The organism is Siphonobacter sp. SORGH_AS_0500 (genome assembly GCF_002838835.1).
Classification (GTDB): domain Bacteria; phylum Bacteroidota; class Bacteroidia; order Cytophagales; family Spirosomataceae; genus Siphonobacter.
The window spans coordinates 87,600-106,586 of sequence record NZ_NHPP01000004.1; the positions used below are offsets into that span (position 1 = coordinate 87,600).

At 44.4% G+C, this 18,987-nt stretch carries 14 protein-coding genes and 1 pseudogene; 6 read left to right on the top strand and 9 right to left on the bottom strand.

Annotated elements, in window-relative coordinates; genetic code table 11:
- Positions 1-49 precede the first annotated feature (49 nt).
- The gene (locus tag BWI96_RS05745) at positions 50-1,093 is read left to right on the top strand and encodes a YafY family protein (protein ID WP_106635735.1); all 1,044 of its coding nucleotides are present in this window, start codon (positions 50-52) and stop codon (positions 1,091-1,093) included.
- 4 nt (positions 1,094-1,097) lie between these two features.
- On the opposite strand, the gene BWI96_RS05750 is transcribed toward BWI96_RS05745, so the two are convergent.
- The 7 genes and pseudogenes from BWI96_RS05750 to BWI96_RS05780 form a co-directional block, all read right to left on the bottom strand.
- Positions 1,098-1,865, bottom strand: coding sequence for a TIGR03915 family putative DNA repair protein (locus BWI96_RS05750; protein WP_106635736.1), 768 nt, complete (start codon positions 1,863-1,865; stop codon positions 1,098-1,100).
- Positions 1,866-3,128, bottom strand: a complete 1,263-nt coding sequence (locus BWI96_RS05755) for a putative DNA modification/repair radical SAM protein (RefSeq protein WP_106635737.1) — start codon at positions 3,126-3,128, stop codon at positions 1,866-1,868.
- A gap of 455 nt (positions 3,129-3,583) precedes the next feature.
- On the bottom strand, positions 3,584-4,993 hold the full coding sequence (locus tag BWI96_RS05760; RefSeq protein ID WP_307143514.1) for a tetratricopeptide repeat protein: 1,410 nt from the start codon (positions 4,991-4,993) through the stop codon (positions 3,584-3,586).
- Positions 4,994-5,812: 819 nt separating this feature from the next.
- On the bottom strand, positions 5,813-8,812 hold the full coding sequence (locus BWI96_RS05765; protein WP_106635738.1) for a DUF2723 domain-containing protein: 3,000 nt from the start codon (positions 8,810-8,812) through the stop codon (positions 5,813-5,815).
- A gap of 169 nt (positions 8,813-8,981) precedes the next feature.
- Complete coding sequence (locus BWI96_RS05770; protein ID WP_106635739.1) at positions 8,982-10,313, bottom strand: ABC transporter permease; 1,332 nt, start codon at positions 10,311-10,313, stop codon at positions 8,982-8,984.
- 13 nt (positions 10,314-10,326) lie between these two features.
- A pseudogene (locus tag BWI96_RS05775) lies at positions 10,327-11,255 on the bottom strand (ABC transporter ATP-binding protein).
- A gap of 250 nt (positions 11,256-11,505) precedes the next feature.
- Positions 11,506-11,943, bottom strand: coding sequence for a hypothetical protein (locus tag BWI96_RS05780; protein WP_106635740.1), 438 nt, complete (start codon positions 11,941-11,943; stop codon positions 11,506-11,508).
- A 228-nt stretch (positions 11,944-12,171) separates the two neighbouring features.
- Between BWI96_RS05780 and BWI96_RS05785 the strand changes: the two genes are divergently transcribed.
- A complete protein-coding gene (locus BWI96_RS05785; protein WP_106635741.1) occupies positions 12,172-13,446 on the top strand; it encodes a dicarboxylate/amino acid:cation symporter in 1,275 nt (424 codons plus the stop codon).
- Positions 13,447-13,690: 244 nt separating this feature from the next.
- Here BWI96_RS05785 and BWI96_RS05790 read toward each other — a convergent pair whose 3' ends face one another.
- Positions 13,691-14,029: a phosphoribosylpyrophosphate synthetase gene (locus tag BWI96_RS05790; RefSeq protein ID WP_106635742.1), complete on the bottom strand. Its 339-nt coding sequence runs from the start codon at positions 14,027-14,029 to the stop codon at positions 13,691-13,693.
- Between the two features lie 157 nt (positions 14,030-14,186).
- On the opposite strand from BWI96_RS05790, the gene BWI96_RS05795 reads away from it, so the two are divergent.
- From BWI96_RS05795 to BWI96_RS05805, 3 genes are all read left to right on the top strand, one after another.
- Entirely contained in the window at positions 14,187-14,417 is a 231-nt protein-coding gene (locus BWI96_RS05795; RefSeq protein WP_106635743.1) for a 4a-hydroxytetrahydrobiopterin dehydratase, read from the top strand.
- Between the two features lie 72 nt (positions 14,418-14,489).
- A complete protein-coding gene (gene rsmI / locus BWI96_RS05800; RefSeq protein ID WP_106635744.1) occupies positions 14,490-15,161 on the top strand; it encodes a 16S rRNA (cytidine(1402)-2'-O)-methyltransferase in 672 nt (223 codons plus the stop codon).
- A gap of 118 nt (positions 15,162-15,279) precedes the next feature.
- Positions 15,280-16,455: a DUF4105 domain-containing protein gene (locus tag BWI96_RS05805; RefSeq protein ID WP_106635745.1), complete on the top strand. Its 1,176-nt coding sequence runs from the start codon at positions 15,280-15,282 to the stop codon at positions 16,453-16,455.
- A 170-nt stretch (positions 16,456-16,625) separates the two neighbouring features.
- Here the strand turns inward: BWI96_RS05805 and BWI96_RS05810 are convergent, their stop codons facing one another.
- Complete coding sequence (locus tag BWI96_RS05810; protein ID WP_106635746.1) at positions 16,626-17,987, bottom strand: RNA methyltransferase; 1,362 nt, start codon at positions 17,985-17,987, stop codon at positions 16,626-16,628.
- 175 nt (positions 17,988-18,162) lie between these two features.
- Here BWI96_RS05810 and BWI96_RS05815 point away from each other — a divergent pair, with 175 nt between their 5' ends.
- The gene (locus tag BWI96_RS05815) at positions 18,163-18,942 is read left to right on the top strand and encodes an alpha/beta fold hydrolase (RefSeq protein WP_106635942.1); all 780 of its coding nucleotides are present in this window, start codon (positions 18,163-18,165) and stop codon (positions 18,940-18,942) included.
- The last annotated feature ends 45 nt before the right edge of the window (positions 18,943-18,987 follow it).

Consider the following 18,987-nt stretch of genomic DNA (forward strand, 5'->3'; position numbering starts at 1 on the left):
CTTTGTGCGTAGTAGAAATTATTTTCTATTTTTCTGAAAATTTTTTTCGATGCCCCTCAATCGCAACGCTCTTATCCGTTACCGAACCATTGATCAATGTCTGCAAAACCGATATCGTAAATGGACGCTGGACAATCTAATGGACGCTTGTTCAGAAGCTTTGTACGAATTTCAGGGAATTGAAAAAGGCGTGAGTCGCCGGACAGTTCAGGCCGACCTTGAGATGATGCGAAGCTCGAAGCTGGGGTATGAAGCTCCCATTATCGTCGTTGATCGGAAGTATTACACATATGCGGATAAGAATTTCAGCATTACCAACATTCCGCTAAATGCTCAGGATATGCAGGTATTGAGTGAAGTTGCGGGCTTATTACAGCAATTCAAAGGCTTCCATCACTTCGTCGATTTACGGGAAATGGTGAGTAAACTGGAAGACAAGATTTATACCCAGCAGACGAGTAGTTCGCCCGTTGTTGATTTTGAGAAAAATGACCACTTGGTCGGCTTGAATTACATCGAAACCATTCGGAAAGCGATTGTTAACAAGACGACTTTGTGCATGACCTATCAGTCTTTCCGGGCCCGGCAACCCGCTACGTTTTGTTTTAGTGCTTTTTTACTGAAAGAATACCGAAACCGTTGGTTTGTATTGGGGCAATCGCATCAAAAACAGAAACCCATTTTAACCCTGGCATTAGACCGTATTCAAAATCTGGAAGAGGATAAAAAAGAAACTTACCGCGAGAATGACTCACTGGATTTGAAGACTTTTTACTCGGATGTAGTCGGGGTAACCAAAACGCCGGGACAAAAAAGCTGTGAAGTGGTTTTCTGGGTAGATCCGACGAATGCCCCGTATGTAATCACCAAGCCGATTCATGCGTCACAAGAGCTAATTTCCAGAGACAAAACGGGTTCCATTTTTCGAATTAAGGTGGTTCTTAACTTTGAACTGGAGCGGGAATTATTAGGCTTTGGTGGAAAGCTGAAAGTAATAAGACCTCGTTTGTTACGTAGTCGAATGATCAAATGCGTGCAATCGGCTCTGGCTAATTATGAAAACCCACTCGCTGAAAGTAATGAAGACGAATGATTGCCTAATAAACCTGCTTCTCCGTTAAATACCGCCAAAAGCGGCGGGGCATGCTTCGAACTTGTAGTTTAATATTCCGTCGGGAAGCGATGTTGGTGCTTTTGAAGTAATCCTTCCACAGCAACTGATACATTTCTTCATTCGTCTCCTCAGAAATGGGAGCGGGGAGATTACTGGTGTTATGCTTCTGGAAATCAATGTTAATAAGTTCCAGGTTTCGCAGGTCATAATAAAGACCGTACCGCCGCTGGTGGTCATAAATAACCCAGGGCTGATCGGCATAACGGTCTTTGAAGTGTTTGGCAATCAGTGGCAGAACGTTGTACTTTGGCTCTACCGGGGCATAATACATCCCATCGCTGGTTTGCTGAAAACGAATGAAGGCTTCCAGGTGATGCTTTTCCCGCTCTACTTTTCGGGCCATCTGAGTTACGTATAAAACGGAGTCATTCCCATAATTATCTTCTGGATTTTCTACGTCGCTGAAGACGTAAACGGCAAACTGAAAAAGGTGCTGAAAGGCTTCGGGTAACTCAGACAGAAAGGTGCAGTAAAAATTTCGCCAACCCGCGTTCGTCAGTTTTTTCTGTAAACCCGTAGCCACGCGGGTAGCTTTTTCAGCATCAGTACTAACAACATACGCCGGATTAAACGCACTTGGCTGGTAATGCTTTTCGGAGTTAACCAGAATAGCCCCCGGCTTGCGATTATACCAATCGAAGATCAGGGTTAACAACCCTTCCAGCGTATCGTCAAAAACATAAGTTTCCATCTAAAACAGGCTTAACTGCTGCGTAGCGGCTTTCTGAAACTTCCCGTGGCTATTGCCCAAAATGAAGTTTTTGATTTGCGTAGGTTGCCAGTCTTTTGAAAGAAAAGGCGTATCCGCACAACGGATGAAATATTTGGCCCGATTATAAGCAATGCCAAGTTTTTGCAATTGATGCGTGCGTAACTGCCCAAAGCGACGAGCGGCAATGATTTTCTGAGCAGAGCCTACGCCAATACCCGGTACGCGAAGAATCATGTCGTACTCAGCCTTATTGATGTCAATGGGAAATTCGTGCAGATTCCGTAAAGCCCAGCTTAGTTTGGGGTCAATTTCAGTTTCGAGATTGGGGTGAGCCTCATTGAGAATTTCTTCCACCCGGAATCGGTAAAATCGTAGTAACCAATCGGTTTGATACAAACGATTTTCCCGCAGTAAGGGAGGCTGACTCCCAATGGAAGGTAACAAACGGTCGTCTTCCCGAATGGGAACGTAACCTGAATAATAGACTCGTTTCAGCGAATAGTCTTTGTAAAAGCGATCGGCGGTATACATAACCTCCAGGTCCGATTCGGGTGTGGCTCCCACAACCATTTGAGTACTTTGCCCCGCCGGAACGAATTTAGGTGTACTTTTGATCAGTTTGGTATCTGCCTTATAGATCTGAATTTGCTGATTAACAAAATGCAGCGGCTTCTTTACGTCTTCGTGGCTTTTCTCGGGAGCCACCAGTTTCAAACCCGCCTCCGTTGGCATTTCTAGGTTAATACTCATCCGGTCAGCGTAAAGGCCCGCTTCCTGAATCAGTTCCTCACTGGCTCCGGGAATGGTTTTAAGGTGAATATAGCCATTAAAACGCTCCTCAATTCGAAGTTTCTTGACAATACGGAGCAGTCGCTCCATTGTATAATCCGCATTCTTGAAAATGCCGGAACTCAGAAATAATCCTTCGATGTAATTCCGACGATAGAAGTTGATTGTTAAATCAACGACTTCTTCGACCGTAAAAGCGGCCCGCTGCACATCGTTACTTTTTCGTGAAACGCAGAAGGCACAGTCGTAAATACAGTGATTGGTTAAGAGAATCTTCAGCAGGGACACGCAGCGACCATCTTCCGTGAACGAATGACAAATGCCATTAGCTTTGCTGTCGCCCAAACCCTTATTCTCATTCTTGCGATTGCCTCCGCTGGATGCACAGGAGACGTCATACTTAGCTGCATCGGCAAGAATTTGTAGTTTTTCGCTGGCCCTGATTAAATTCATATTTATAATATTTGTGTAAATATATTAACTTAAAATAAGTAAAAACAGTTTAAATGAATATATTTAATAGTTAATGAATAAATATTTTACCTAAAAATCTCTACCAGCGTTTAAAAATGGTCTATGTAATAGGGAAACCATGCATTAGCCTCTCACTTTGTTAGTGAGGGTAGTTGGGTGAAGTATTCATACTCCAAGCCTGTCATCCAGAGCGAAGCGAAGGATCTTATTGCGTTTGCGGATTAGCTTAGTGATGAGGAAACGTTAACAACCCCAACACTGACCCAGTCCACTGAAGCTCTCTCACTTCATTCGAGATGACAGTTTAGAGGACCTGCCGTTATTTCATCAATTGGAGAAGGCTTCTAAATCATGGGTCTTGTACCGTTTTTTTACAGAGCACAAAAAAAGACCCGGATTATAGTCCGGGTCTTTGGTTGATAACTAACAGGTTATTACTCCTTCTTATACTGCTCGATGATTTTGTAAAGAGCCTTCTGCGTCTCCAAACTGGTGAAGTATTCGAACAGCATAATGTGCATGTCGTAATTAAGCGTAAGGGCCGTTTCCAGGTATAAAAAGGCTTCGCGAAATTTGCCGTTATGAATCAGGTAAACAGTTAACTGATAATACAATTCCCCTTCATCCGGGCATTCGTCCAGAGCCTGATTAATAACGTCGATGGCCTGATCAAAATCGCCCTGTTCGTAGTACAAGAGCGACCATTTTACCCAAATTTCAACGTCTTCAGGAGCAATTTCAACACCAGCTTTGTAGGCTTCTTCCGAAGAAAAAGCATTTCCAATGCGTTGTTCCGTTTCGGCTACGGCGAGCCAGTAATCGGCGTTTTTCTTGTTTAGGTTCAGGGCTTTCCGCAGGTAATGTAGAGCCTGAAACCATTTGTTCATTTCATACAGACAAACGCCCACCCCGTACCAGCCTTCATCCCACAACTGATCCAGAGCAATGGCATCTTTATACTGCTTGATGGCCTCTTCATACTTCATTTGCTTTTCCAGACTGGCGGCCAGACAGCAAATGGTTTCGGGCGTTGGATCTTCATTCGCCAGCGTTTTTTCGTAAGCTTCCTGAGCTTCCTGAAAACGATCCAGGTTCATGTAGGTATTACCCAGATTGTAATACGCCGAGGCAAAATTTTTCTTCAGATACGTAGCATATTCGTAGGCTTCGGCAGCGTCATCGTACCGTTCCAGTTTCGAATAAGCGATACCGAGGTTATACCAGGCATTGTACGAAGAAGGATCACGATCCGTAAACTCCAGGTAATAGGGAAGGCTTTCTTCCAGTTTACCGAGTTGATCGAGGCAGTTTGCCAGCTCATATAAAGCATTTTCGTTACTCAAGTCGCCGTGAATGGCTTCGCGGTAATGCTCAATGGCTTCTTCAAATTTTCCCCATTGCTGGTAGGCCAGACCAATGTGGTAATGCACTTCATCTTTTTCTTCGGCGTAATCGAGCACTTCTTTGAGCATTTCAATGGCATGCTCATAGTCGCCGATCAGGCCATAAACCGTACTACGGAGATAAAAAATGTCTAAATCATGAGGATTGAAAAGGGCCGCACGTTCCAGTAGATCGAGAGCTTCGTCGTACCGTTGAAAATTGGCCATAATCTGAGCCTGATTTAGCATCAACTCTAATGAATAGGGATATTGAGATAACCCGTATTCGCAGGCTTTAAGAGCGTCCTCTAACTTGCCTTCTTCCAGATAGTGTTCAACAATTTGCTCGTAAGTATCCAGATCAAAGAATGAATCTTCCCGACTATTCAACATATTCTCAAATCGTCTCACAGAATCCTGTGTTGTTTCCGGGCGGTCGTCGAATTCAGGTTGTTCCATCATAAGGCAACGGGTATAATGACAAACGTGAATAAACAAAGGTGGTTCTAACTACTTGTTAAGCAACCCACTAAGCACAATCACACTAATTCACGTTATTGGTTTTCATGTTAAGGAACATTCTAAGATATATAGAAAATTCCATTTTCCTAAGGTTAGACTTAAAAACTTGGGTGAACAAAAGCAAGCTTTAGAAGCTTTCTGCCCTGAAATCACTCAGAATGAATTGAAGAGTTATTAGGATTTTTTTGGGGGGATAATCGAAAATAGGCTTTACAAGCGGCTTGGTTATTACTTATCCTATGTTTACTTAACCGATTGACTTTCGGATTTGTATGTATGAAAACCGTGGCTTTAAAACGGAGAACACAACCCAGCAGGGATTAGCTTTTCGTTGGTAGTATGGAATTAAGGAGAAAATCTTTGCTTACCGAATAGCGTGGCCGGGCCAGCGAAAAAGGAAAATGAACGGAGTTTAAGAGTCTCTCTAAAAATAAGGTTTTAATAAATGTTGCTTCCCTGGATGGAATCCAGGGCTATTTGAATATTGAACCCCGCTGGGATTGTTGTTATCATAAATTTACAACAAATAACCCCGGAGGGGTTAAACATGGATAGCCCCGGATGGAATCCGGGGACTAAGGCAGGTTCCATCTGCCGTTATCCCTCAAGCCTGTCATTCACAGCCAAGGGAAGAAACGCATTCCGATTCGCATTAATGTCTTCGGTTACAAATTTTAGACAGCTTTTAAGATATGATCTATTAAAGGTAAAGACCGCCAACGAGCGGGTCTTTACCTTTAATAGATCACAAAAACTTGATTATTCCGCACCGCTACCATCATCTAAACGATTGCCTAGACGCTGATACTGGCGATTGAACATCTGTTCGTATTTGTTAGCTTCATTTTCCAGCTTGGCATCATGCAATTGCTGAACTACTAAATTCATTTCATAGAGGTTAACCCGAATGTCCTGACTATCGCCATTAGATTCAATGAAATAATTCAGGTTTTCGTCGCAACGCTTCATGATCGTTTGAGCCATTTGCAGAGCTTTTGCTTTTTCACCTACCGAAATCAGCGGTCCGATGAAGCTTACCGAAATCTGATCGTAAGGAATAGCTTTGTCAGGAATAACTTCCAGACAGTGATTCAGAACGGCTTTAGCTTTGTCCAGTTTGTTTTCCTGAATCAGTTGATTCGCTAGACGATAAAAGGCAATACGAGCCGACACTACGGGAGCTCCCCGGTACGTTTCGTCGTAATAAACCTTCGGGTTATTCATTTCACGCCAAGCCATTTTCGTCATCATTTTCTCGTACATAATGTCCGAGTTAACGAAGCCGTCACGGGCACCGGGTACTTTGAATGGCATCAGACGATACGCATAACCTTCGAGTTGTAAAAACTCTTTCAGACCCAGGAAGCTTTGTGAACCTAACGTCGAAGCAAAGTAAATCGGACGCTCAAAGTTGTTATGAGCGATGATGTCTAACTGAATTAACTCTGGCTTGGTGATGTCACTCTGACCATAACTCCAGGTAAGACGGTCGCTATTCAACAGAGGTTCGAATTCCTTAGAAACGATTCCCATCTGACGAATCTTCGTCGAGTCCAGTTTCAGCGAGAATACCGACGAAGGTAGCACGTTCATCTGGCCCAGGGTAGTCTGTACCTGAATAGCAGGGTTATTCTGTTTCACCAACTGAATATATTCCTGTAAGTCAATGCCATCTTTTACGTTCGGGTTTTCAGAGAAAGGAATCTGATCGTTAATACCCGTACGGAAGTTATCCATCTCCAGAGAAATCGGCAGGGGCTGAGACTCATACGTCTTCCGTTTCATCTGCTCGATATACCAGTCCGTACCTAATAAGGAAAGGTTACATACCCGAACGTCCGTACGGAAATGTTCTACTTCCTGAACGTACCATAAAGGGAACGTATCGTTATCTCCACCTGTAAACAGAATGGCGTTCGGAGCACAGGAGCTTAACAGATTTTTCGCGAAATCGACCGAATGCCAGCGGTTCGAACGATCGTGGTTATCCCAGCTTTTCGCACCCATCATGATAGGTACGCCAATGGTTAATACGAAAGCTAAACCACCCGTAGTGACCATATTCTTGGAAACGCGACTGAGTAACTGTTGCAAAGCAATAACACCTAAACCTGCCCATAGAGCAAAGAAATAGAACGAACCTACGTAGATGTAATCCCGTTCGCGAGGCTCGGTTGGGGGAGAGTTCAGGAATACCACCAGAGCCAGACCCGTCATAATAAAGCTGATGGCAACGATGAGCCAGTCTTTGTCTTTACGTAAGAATTGGAGCACAAATCCTAGCAATCCCAGAATCAAAGGCAACATGTAGAAATTGTCGTGGCCTTTGTTAGTGGCGATACTTTCCGGAAGGTTCGATTTGCCGGGACGCGTCCAGTCGGCCCACTCGTAATCACTTTCACGACCAGCGAAATTCCACATGAAATAACGCATGTACATAAAGCCCATCTGACGGGTGAACATGTAACTAATGTTCTGTCCAAACGTCGGTTTTACGTAACGCGATTGATCAGTAGGATCTTTAGGTAATCCTAAAATAGAAGCGTATAACTGGGCATGGCCGGGTTGTTGAGACCACAAGCGGGGAAGAAGCATTTGCTGATCTTTTTCCCACACGTATTCCGGTTTGTAGTCATAAATTTTATATTGACCGCCTTCCATTTTATACATCGGGTCGCCACGTTTAATGTCCGTTACACGAGCCGTGAAGAGCGGTCCATAAGTTAAGGAGCGGCTTCCGTATTGTTCACGTTTGAGGTAACTCAGGTAGCTGATGGCATCCGAAGGATTGTTCTCGTTGATTGGCGGATTAAAGTTCGCCCGAACCAGTACCTGCGTGTAGGAAATGTAACCAATTAGTACAAACGCCAGTGATAAAACCGCTGTGCTCAGGGTAGGGTTATTTTTCTTCTGAGCGTAAATAACGCCGTAAATTACGGCTCCGAAAAAGACCACTACGAAGAACAGAACCCCCGTGTTATAAGGTAATCCAAAGGAGTTTGCGAAGAGTTTTTCAAAGAAGAAGGCCAGACCGGGAATGCCAGGAATGATACCGGCATTGATAATACCCAGAATCACAACACCTACAACTAAGGCAGCAATCCCGCCGAAAAGCGTAGGCTTTTCTTTCTTCTTGAAGTAATATAGCAGAGCTAGAGAAGGAATCGTAACCAGGTTTAGTAAGTGAATACCGATGGAAAGACCCGTCAGATAAGCAATTAAAATGATCCATCGGTTAGCGGCGGATTCGTCTTCAATGAGTTCCCAGCGGTACATGGCCCAGAAAACCAGAGCAGTAAAGAAGGATGACATGGCGTATACTTCGGCCTCAACGGCTGAAAACCAGAACGTATCACTAAAGGTATAGATCAAAGAACCCACAATCCCGGCTCCTAAGACGCCAATGCCTTCGCCCAAACTCAGTTGATCTGCTTTTTTATCGAAAAGCTTGCGACCCAGCATGGTGAGCGTCCAGAACATGAACAAAATGGTAAAGGCACTAGCCATGACGGACATCATGTTGATCCAGAATGCTACGCGGGTTAAGTCACTACCGGCAAACAGTGCGAACATTCTACCCAGAAGCAGGAAGATGGGTGCTCCGGGGGGGTGGGGTACCTGTAATTTAAAAGAACATGCAATGAATTCACCACAATCCCAGAAACTGGCGGTTTGCTCAACGGTCGAGGCATAGGTGAACAACGCAATGGCAAAGACACTCCAACCCAGAAGGTTATTGAGCCGCTGAAAATTTTTCATGAAGTAGTTTTATGCTAAATAATCTAATTACGGATGATGGTTGTAGGGATAGATTGGCCAAAAATAGCAAAAAGCCCCCGACCAATAGGGCTAGGGGCGTTAAAATCTGTTAAGTAATCTAAACGTTGGCTACCAGGAGATGGTTTTTAAAGAACTTTTGCTATGAAAACTAGACCTTATAGAAAATCCATTTGGATAGTTCTTTTAGCGTAACCTTCTTACCGTACATCAGAATTCCGACGCGATAAATCCGGGCAGCGAGCCAGGTCGTACCGATAAAGCCCAGCACCAGTAAAGCCATGGATAACCCAATTTCCCACCATTCGACCCCAAAGGGAATGCGAGCCATCATATTGACGGGGGAGGTAAACGGAATGATCGAAGCCCAGAAGGCAATTTTACTATCTGGCTCATTGATGATGAAACTCATCAGCATGATACTGATAATGAGCGGCATCGTTACCGGGAAAATTAACTGCTGTCCTTCCTGCGGACTTTCCACTGCCGAACCAACGGCGGCGAATAAGGCACTGTAGAAGAGGTAACCGCCCAGGTAATAAAAGAGGAATAAGGTCAGGATTTTGGCCCAGGGTAAATCGCCAATGGTATCCATAATACCCATGATTTTGGAACCGGGGCCAGCTTCGCTCATTTGCTTCACGGCGGCTTCCACCTGTTTTTGACTGGCCTGACTGCTCAATTCCGTTTTGGCTTTCGATTCAAGTTTGACTTTCAGAAAATGCGTCGTAGCACTGGAAATAGCAATTGTTAAACTGATCCAGAGTACAAACTGGGTTAATCCAACCAACCCTACGCCGATGATTTTTCCCATCATCAACTCTATCGGACGAACCGAAGAGACGATTACTTCAATGATGCGGTTACTTTTTTCTTCAATAACCCCGTTCATTACCTGTGATCCCGAGAAGAAAACGACGAAGTAAAGTAACAGGGCAATGGCGTAACCTAACCCCATTGAAACGCCAGTATTACTCGATTTTTCCTGTCCCTCGGTTAAACTGTAGGTTTCGGCATTGACATTAACCCGGTTGTCTTCAATGATTTGCGTATCGATACCGGCCCGTTTGAGCCGCTGATTGCGAACTTCGGCCTGAACGATGTTCTCAATGTCGTTCTGTAAATTCAGGCCCACGCTTTTTTCAGAAAAAATTTCCAGCCCGTTTGGATGGTCAATAATATCAGCCGGAATATGAACCAGGGCCGTCACCTTATTTTTTTTAAGGTCAGCTTTTGCCTGCGATACAGGAGCTTTTTTAAAGGTATAAGCGTAGTCTTTTCCGCTCTTGAATTTATCCTTGAAAAGCCCGGTTTCATCAATAACTTCAATCGTTTTCAGATCGCCGCCTGCAAAAAACAGCAGGGCCGGGATAGCGTAAATGGCAGTAATTAATAGGGGCGTGATAAGCGTAGTAATCCAGAAAGAACGCTTCCGTACCCGCGTCATGTACTCCCGCTGGAGAATGAGGAGAATTTTATTCATAAGGTAAAGCAGGTTAAGGAATGAGGGCTTGCGTAGCGGTTTCGCCGACTACACGAATGAAAATGTCGTTGAAAGAAGGCACGTTTTCGCTGAAAGACTTCAGCTCCACCTGGTCAATTAGCTGAGCTAATAAGGCATTCACACTACCTTCAGGACCAATCCGAACATTGGTACGGTAGACGTTTGGTTCCAGTTCGGTTTTGGAAATTATTTCGTAAGAGTAGGGTAAAACCAAAGAACCGACGTATTCCAGTGTATAGGTATTGTCCATGAACTGGCGTTTGATGGCTCGTTTTTCTCCCCGCAATACTACTTTTGATCGGTTGATAAGGGCAATCGAATCGCAGAGTTCTTCTACGGATTCCATCCGGTGTGTCGAGAAGATAATGGTAGACCCCTTCTGCTTTAATTCCAGAATTTCGTCTTTCAGCAGGTTGGCATTGATCGGATCGAAACCGGAAAAAGGTTCATCCAGAATAACCAGTTTAGGCTCGTGAACGATGGTTGCAATGAACTGACATTTTTGAGCCATCCCTTTCGACAAATCTTCTACTTTTTTATCCCACCAGTCTTTGATGTCGAATTTAATAAACCAGCGTTTGAGGCGTTCAGTGGCTTCGCGTTGGGAAAGACCTTTCAGCCGGGCCAGGTAAATCAATTGATCGCCAACCTGCATTTTTTGTACAAACCGCGTTCTTCGGGAAGATAACCAATGTCGGCGATATGTTTGGGATGAAGCGGCTCGCCGTTGAGTAACACTTCGCCCTCATCGGGAGCCGTGATCTGGTTAATGATTCGAATGAGCGATGTTTTACCGGCTCCATTCGGACCAAGTAAACCGAAAATCTGGCCTTGAGGGATGTCTAGCGAAACATTATCCAAAGCCGTATGGCTGGTATAACGTTTATAGACATTGCGGGTTTCGAGTAAAGGATGGGACACCTGGCTGATATTTGTTGATGAATCAAAGCTAAACGATCTAAAGCAGAAGGCTTGTTTTATTGCATCAAATTACTCAAAAAAGGGATGAACGGCTAAAAACACAAATCAGCCTCCAGCTTTTACACCGGAAGGCTGATCTTTTATATCAATTTTGAACGTCAGAAGGAGAGAAGGAGTGAATGAAGGAAGTAGTTAAACTTGATCAAACTTTCAAATAGACTTTATCCAACGGCTTCAAACTATGCCTCCTTTACCAGTATCTTTCGCGGATGTTAAAAAGTACCCATAACTCAAAAGTTGAGAAGAGGAGTGTGAAGAGAATTTCTCCGATGCCAAAGTCCAGCACGCCTGACAGAAGATTTAAAACGGTGCTAATCAGAACGGCAAAATAAAGGAAATTCCAGCCCCGGCGACGATTGGCACGCAGCGACGTAAATGCCAGCAACGATAGAATAGAAGTAACCGCCGTGGCTAATAATGAAAAGGTGGCCTCGGTAGTCACACCATAAGAAATAGCGTAAGAATCACTGTATACTTTAATGAGGCGGACAATACCTAAAATGCCATTGATAAGGGCTATCCAAGGCATTACCTGAACAAATCCATCTTTAACATTGAATGGCATAGGGGGGAGCTTACGAAGGAAAAGCGGTTCCAGTTCAGCTTCCAGGGGTAACTTGGATTTCATAACGAGATTTGGTTGATAGGATTGCGTTAGCGGCTGCAAACATGTCTCAATTCTACAAGAAAGGACGTAACTTTCAAATGGATTCGTCTAAAAAGGGCGTTATATTGGGGGTTTTTTTAGTATTTTTTGCGAAAAATAGATGCGAGGGCTTGTGAAATGTGAGTTAGTGATGCACTATCTTTACCCGAAAGGGTCAACAAACCATTGTCTTTTACCTGAATTTTCTCTATGAAACTTTCTATTACCTGGCGTATTTTTATTGGATTGGTTTTGGGTGTTATCGTGGGATTGGCAGTCCACACGGCTTATGATTCGGGCAGCCCAGCCGACCAGGAAACACTGGCTACGTGGAGTAAAAACCTTCAGATTTTAAGTAAGGTTTTTCTTCGAATGATTAAAATGATTATCGGACCATTAGTTTTCTCCATGCTGGTGGTAGGCATTGCGAAATTAGGAGATTTCAAGTTAGTAGGTCGCATTGGCGGTAAAACCTTAGGTTACTTTCTCTTCGCTACGGTTCTTTCGTTACTAACCGGCTTAATTACAGTCAACCTGCTGAAACCTGGTAAGGTGATGCAGTTACCCCTGCCTCCCTCGGGAACCGATATCGGGGTAGAAGCCAAGAAATTTTCGGTTGAATCGTTTTTCTACCACATTTTCCCACAAAGTATCGTGGAATCGATGGCAGCGAATGAAATTCTTCAAATTGTTGTCTTCTCGATCTTCTTTGGTATTGCAACCGCCGCCATTGGTGAAACGGGCAAGGTAGTTATCAAAGCCCTGGATGCGGTTTCGCACGTGATGTTCAAAATCGTTTCATACGTAATGGGCTTTGCTCCCTTCGGCGTCTTTGGAGCAATTGCCGCCGTAGTAGCAACCGAAGGTCTGGGGATTTTTATAGGATATGCGTATCTGATTTTCAGCTTCTTTATCGGCCTGTTCTTCTTTATCTTCATTGTACTCTGGGTGATCTGTCTGGTTAATAAAATACCTTACTTCAAATTATTGGGTTTAATCAAAGATCCAGCTTTGCTATCCTTCAGTACAGCGAGTTCAGAAGCGTCTATGCCTCAGACTATTGAAGCTCTTCGCAAATTCGGTTGTTCTGAAAAGATCATTAGTTTCGTGTTACCTCTAGGTTATTCGTTCAACCTTGATGGTTCCATGATGTACATGACCTTTGCGACGGCATTTATCGCTCAGGCTTACGGGAAAGACCTCTCCACAACGCAACAAATTACCATGCTGGCCACGCTGATGTTGAGCAGCAAAGGGATTGCAGGCGTGCCCCGTGCTTCGCTGGTAATCATTGCCGGAACCATGACCATGTTTGATTTACCCATCGAAGGATTGGCTCTGTTATTAGGAATCGATCAGATTCTGGACATGGGTCGCTCGTCGACGTCCGTAATTGGAAATGCCGTAGCTACTGCAGTAGTATCGAAATGGGAAGGAGAGCTGGACATAGCAAAAATGAATGGTACGGAAGATGTAACGGTATAAGTTACATCAGATTCATCATTAAAAAAGGAGCCCGACAAGGCTCCTTTTTTAATGAAGTCTCATACGGTTGCTCGGCTCTGCCGAGTGACTGCATAGCCGTAGGCCTCTGGCCTTCTTATGAAAAAAGCTAACGTAGGAAAAGAAAGGTATCTTACCTGAATAGTCTACTTGTAATCGTCAGTTAGAGGCCTATGAGTGTCGATCTGCCGTCACAGAAATAAGGAGCCTCGCAAGGCTCCTTATTCTATTCCTGACCTTTGGCGTTGGTTGCTCCTAAAGCTCCTTTTCGCATGTCCAGTTTCTGAATCAGATCGGCTGATAGCGGTTCTGAATAGGTTCCGTAAGCCATCACGAGTACACCTTTATGACCGTCTTTCGACTCGATGGCATAAACCGCAGACATATCGCCCGGATCAGTTACCCCTTCGAAGCGATACGCTTCTACTACTTCAAAATCTTCAGGGTGCAAAACCATCCCTAAAGACTGGTAATTAAGGGCACCGTTTTCAATGCTAAAACTTTCGGTATAACCCCGAGACGCTAAATCATTAATAGCCTCGGTTTCGGTGGTGTATTCATCCATGATTGTATGCGTTTAAAGGTTTACAGATGCTCTTGCGTAGGGCGGTTGATGGTTGGCAAGCCTCTTTACTTGTGTAGAGAGTATAAAAAATTAGGCCACCTGAACGCCTAAGGCTAGGGCTCAGCCTGTATGTTTGTTCTAAAATCGTCTATCACTCATGTGGGAAGAAAAAGATAATCAACTCCAGCGAACATTCGAATTCAACGATTTTTCAGAAGCGTTTGCCTTTATGACTCGGGTAGCTTTAGCGGCAGAAAAACTGAACCATCATCCCGACTGGTCGAATGCGTATAACAAAGTAACCATTGCTTTGACTTCGCACGATGCTGGTCACGTGGTTACGGAAAAAGATCGCAAGCTCGCGGAAATTATTGATACCTTCGTTTAAGTAACTGGAATGTCGTCATGGCTTAACTCTAATGATTTTTATGAGTCATGACGACATCATTGATCATAACTGATGAAATTGTATTTAGTGCCAACACCGATTGGCAATTTGGATGATATTACGCTGCGAGCGTTGAAGGTATTGCAGTCGGTAGATGCCATTCTTGCGGAAGATACTCGTACGACGGGTCAGCTTCTCAAGCATTTAAACATTCAGAAACCGCTCATGGCTCATCATTCGCACAATGAGCACGCGTCTTCGGGGGGCGTTATCAAAATGCTGCAATCAGGCAAGACCCTGGCGTTGGTGTCCGATGCGGGAACGCCCGGCATTTCGGACCCCGGATTTTTGCTGGTGCGTGAATGCCTCAAAAATGGCCTTGACGTGGAATGTCTACCCGGCCCAACGGCCTTCGTTCCGGCTCTGGTGAACTCGGGCTTACCAACCGATCGTTTCTGTTTTGAAGGCTTCTTACCCCAAAAAAAAGGCCGTCAGACGCGATTGAAAGCCTTAGTGGAAGAGGAACGAACCATGGTTTTCTACGAGTCACCGCACCGGATTGTGAAGTTACTTGAGCAACTTGTAGAAGTAGTAGGCCCTGATCGCCAGGCTTCGGTTTCGAGGGAACTAACGAAGATGTTCGAAGAAACCGTTCGTGGAACCTTAACCGAACTGATTCAGCACTACACCGACCACGCCGACCGGGTGAAAGGGGAATTTGTGCTGGTAGTAGCCGGAGCATAAGTTTTCAGTTTGCTGTTTTTAGTTTTCAGTTAGTTCGCTTGTTTAGCGTTTTGGGTTTAGAGTTAAGGGAGGCGTCCCCAAACTCAAAACTCAAAACACCAAACTCAAAACCCTCCACATGTTCCTTCGTCGATTTATACTTTTCTTTTTACTGGCATTTCCGCTTGGGTTGGGGGCTCAGCAGTTGAGTCCGATGGCTAAGGTTAGTTTGATTACCGTTGGCACGGGTGACGAGATTTATACCTTTTTTGGCCATACCGCTATCTGGATCTACGATCCGGGGTTGGGAATCGACAAAGTGTATAACTACGGAACGTTTGATTTCCGGGCTTCTGGCTTTTACTGGAATTTTCTGAGAGGGAACCTTCCGTATCAGCTTTCTACGTCTCCCCTGGATTATCCTGATCCGCAGTATAGCTTGCTGGAATACTGGAAAAGTGAAAACCGCAGTGTAATCGAGCAGGTGCTGAATTTTACGCCCCAGCAAAAGCAGCGTCTCTTCGAATTGATGGAAATGAACGCCCGCCCCGAGAACAAGACGTATCAGTATCGACCTTATTATGATAACTGCTCGACTCGCCCCCGCGATAAGGTTTTTGAGGCTGCTGGAGATAGCATTCGTTTGGATGAAAGAGATACGTTTCTGATCGGTAAGTCGTACCGCGACTGGATGAACGATTATTTGCACCAAAGCTACTGGTCGCGATTGGGACTGAATCTGGCTTTAGGTTACCCGATTGACCGAATTACTACACCTAATCAGTCAGCGTATATTCCTAACAACTTACTTCGGATGTTAGATCGGGCCAGAATAATACGTTTGAATGGCAAGTCGGAAAAGTTGGTATTACAAACCAACACGCTTTTTGAAGCAACGCCCGTAGAAACCAGTTTTCTCTGGAAAAGCCTCTTCTGGATCGTGATGGCTTCCCCGCTGATTATTCTGATGGTGAGGAAAAACAAAATCCGACCCGGTGGTACGTTTGATCGAAGCTTACTGTTCATCACTGGCGTTTTCGGCGTGATTCATACCCTGTTATGGTTCGGCACCAACCACGGGATTACCGAATGGAATTACAGCATGTTTATAACTAGTCCTTTCAACGTCATTGCTTTCGTCATGCTGTCCCGTCGCCCGAAATGGCTGATGTATTATTTTATCGTGGCGATGGTGTTTGTAGTGGCTGGAACGATGTTACAATTCCTATTCTGGAAAGGTTTATACGGGTTATTATTCCTGAATATCACCCTTTTCTTACGGTATCGTCATCTCGCCTTATACTGTAAAAAATAAGGGATTATTAAATTCAAAAGGCCGTCATCTATTGGCAGATGACGGCCTTTTTCGTAGAGACGCCGATTCATCGCGTCTGGGCAGAGGCGGTTTTAGTTATCATTGGAGATGATTTTCATCTTTCGGCTAAGACGCCATAAATGGACGTCCCTACTGTAAAAAAACGCCTCTTAGTTCTCCCGAATATCCATCAGAATCCGCCAGTCTTTGGGAAGGTAGTTGTTCACCCGATTTGGTAATACCTTCACCCAGCCAAGAGAGTGGCCCTGATGGGTTACTAAATGCCAGCCTTTTTTCGAAGTTTTATACTCAAAATCTTCGCGTTTAAGGTAACGTAAAGCATTTTCCCGGTTTAATTCCAGCCGGGGAACGGACTTTTCGGAAACCAGCGTGCTTAAAGCCAATTCATGATCGGGAATTAAGTCTTTACCGGCCAGCTTCCCTAGCCGAATACCCGCTTTTCGAAGGTATAACTGTTGGCTAATAATCTCGAAATCAACGCGGTGATCGGGGTTCAATAAAAAGAAATCATCATTTTTTTCCACCCATTCGTAAGACTGGATATGATCGACCCAGTCAGAGAAAATTGCGGATTCCTGCTTGCGGGTTTTGCCTTTCCCGGCATAATTCATCCGAAACTGAACCTCGTCCTGATCTTCAGTTTTCTGAAAAGCAGCAATAAAAAAACCTTCTCCCTGTATCTGATCGGGCCAGAAACGGTAGCCGTAGTTTTTTTCTTCAGTACAAACTTCTACGATGCCCGCCGGCAAATCCGTGAAATTGAGCGAAGTACAGCCAAAGGATTCCGAAAACCAGTCCAGAATATCTTCGTTTTCCGAACGTGAATAGGAGCAGGTCGAATAAATCAAGACACCCCCTTCCTTCAAACAAGGCCAGGCGTCGGCCAGAATGCGTTGCTGACGTTGCGAACAGAGAGCTACATTCTCTTCTGACCATTCCTCAATGGCGTCGCTGTCCTTACGGAACAGACCTGAGCCCGAACAGGGAGCATCAATAACCAGTACATCAAAAAAGCCCGGTATCCGCTGAAAATCGCGGGGGTCGTTGTTCGTCACGAACGAATTTATTCGTCCCCACTTGGTCATGTTATCCGCCAGCACGCCCGAACGGGGGCGAATGACTTCGTTAGAGACCAGCAGGGAATCTTCATCCAGTAAACTGGAAAGTAAGGTGCTTTTCCCACCCGGAGCGGCACACAAGTCCAGAACCCGTAGGGGACCTTCGGGAGCCACCTGTTTAAAGAAGGCTTCGAGGAACATAGAGCTGGCTTCCTGAACGTAATAGGTGCCCGCATGAAAGAGAGGGTCCAGAGTAAAAACTGGACGTTCGGGCAAGTAGTAGCCGTACTCCGACCAGGGAATAGGCGTGGCTTCTGCCGGAGGATTAATAACCTTAAAAGGATTTAATCTGATGGAAACGGGGGCTGGCTGCTCGTGAGCTACCAGAAACTCGTTTTTATGAAAACTACTTTCATTCTGTAAGGATAAAAGCAGGGAATCAGGAAGTTGCATAAAGAATACTGAAGTATTTTCTTCAAAAATTTAACAAATCTACAATTCAAAGATGTTGTCTTTCGATTAAGAATTATCTATTTTCATCACTTGATGAAAAAACGAGCACTGCTTTTTTGAACCTTTCAAAGAAAAAATGCTTTATTTTGCTTCAACGATTGTCTTAATCCGTGAAATGAACTATTCAATTAAACAAGAAGACGGGTACCAATTCATTGACGAAGGGCAGGGCGAAATCGTCATGATGCTTCATGGCTTGTTCGGTGCTCTTTCAAACTGGGACTCGGTCATTAATACTTTCAGAGATCAGTATCGGGTAATCATTCCTTTGATGCCGGTCTATGAAATGCCTCCTCGTGAAGCAGGGGTCGAAGGCTTAACCGCGTTCGTTGAAAAATTTGTAACCGACCGTAATCTGACTGACCTGACCTTGGTAGGGAACTCTCTGGGTGGTCATATTGCGTTACTTTATACGATTAAAAATCCATCCAACGTTAAACGTCTGGTGTTAACGGGAAGTTCTGGATTATTTGAAAATGCCATGGGTGGTAGTTATCCTAAACGGGGTAGTTACGAATATATCCGTGAGCGGGTCTCGTATACGTTTTACGATCCTAACGTAGCAACGCCAGAACTGATTGAAGAATGCTTTGAGATTACGAACAGCATTCCGAAATGTATGAGCATTGTGCAGATTGCAAAGTCTGCCCAACGGAATAACGTGGGTAAAGATCTGGATCAAATCAAAGTACCCACTTTATTAATCTGGGGCCTGAACGATACGATTACGCCTCCCACCGTGGCACACGAGTTTAATCGGCTTATTCCCAATTCGGAATTGTTTTTTATTGATAAGTGTTGCCATGCTCCGATGATGGAGCATCCCGATGAATTCAATGAAATTCTGGCGAAGTTTTTAAAAAGAACCAAAGAAGTTGCTTTGGTGGAAAATTAAAGTGACTTTGCATTAATCAATAATCTGTCTTATTTTAACAAGGAA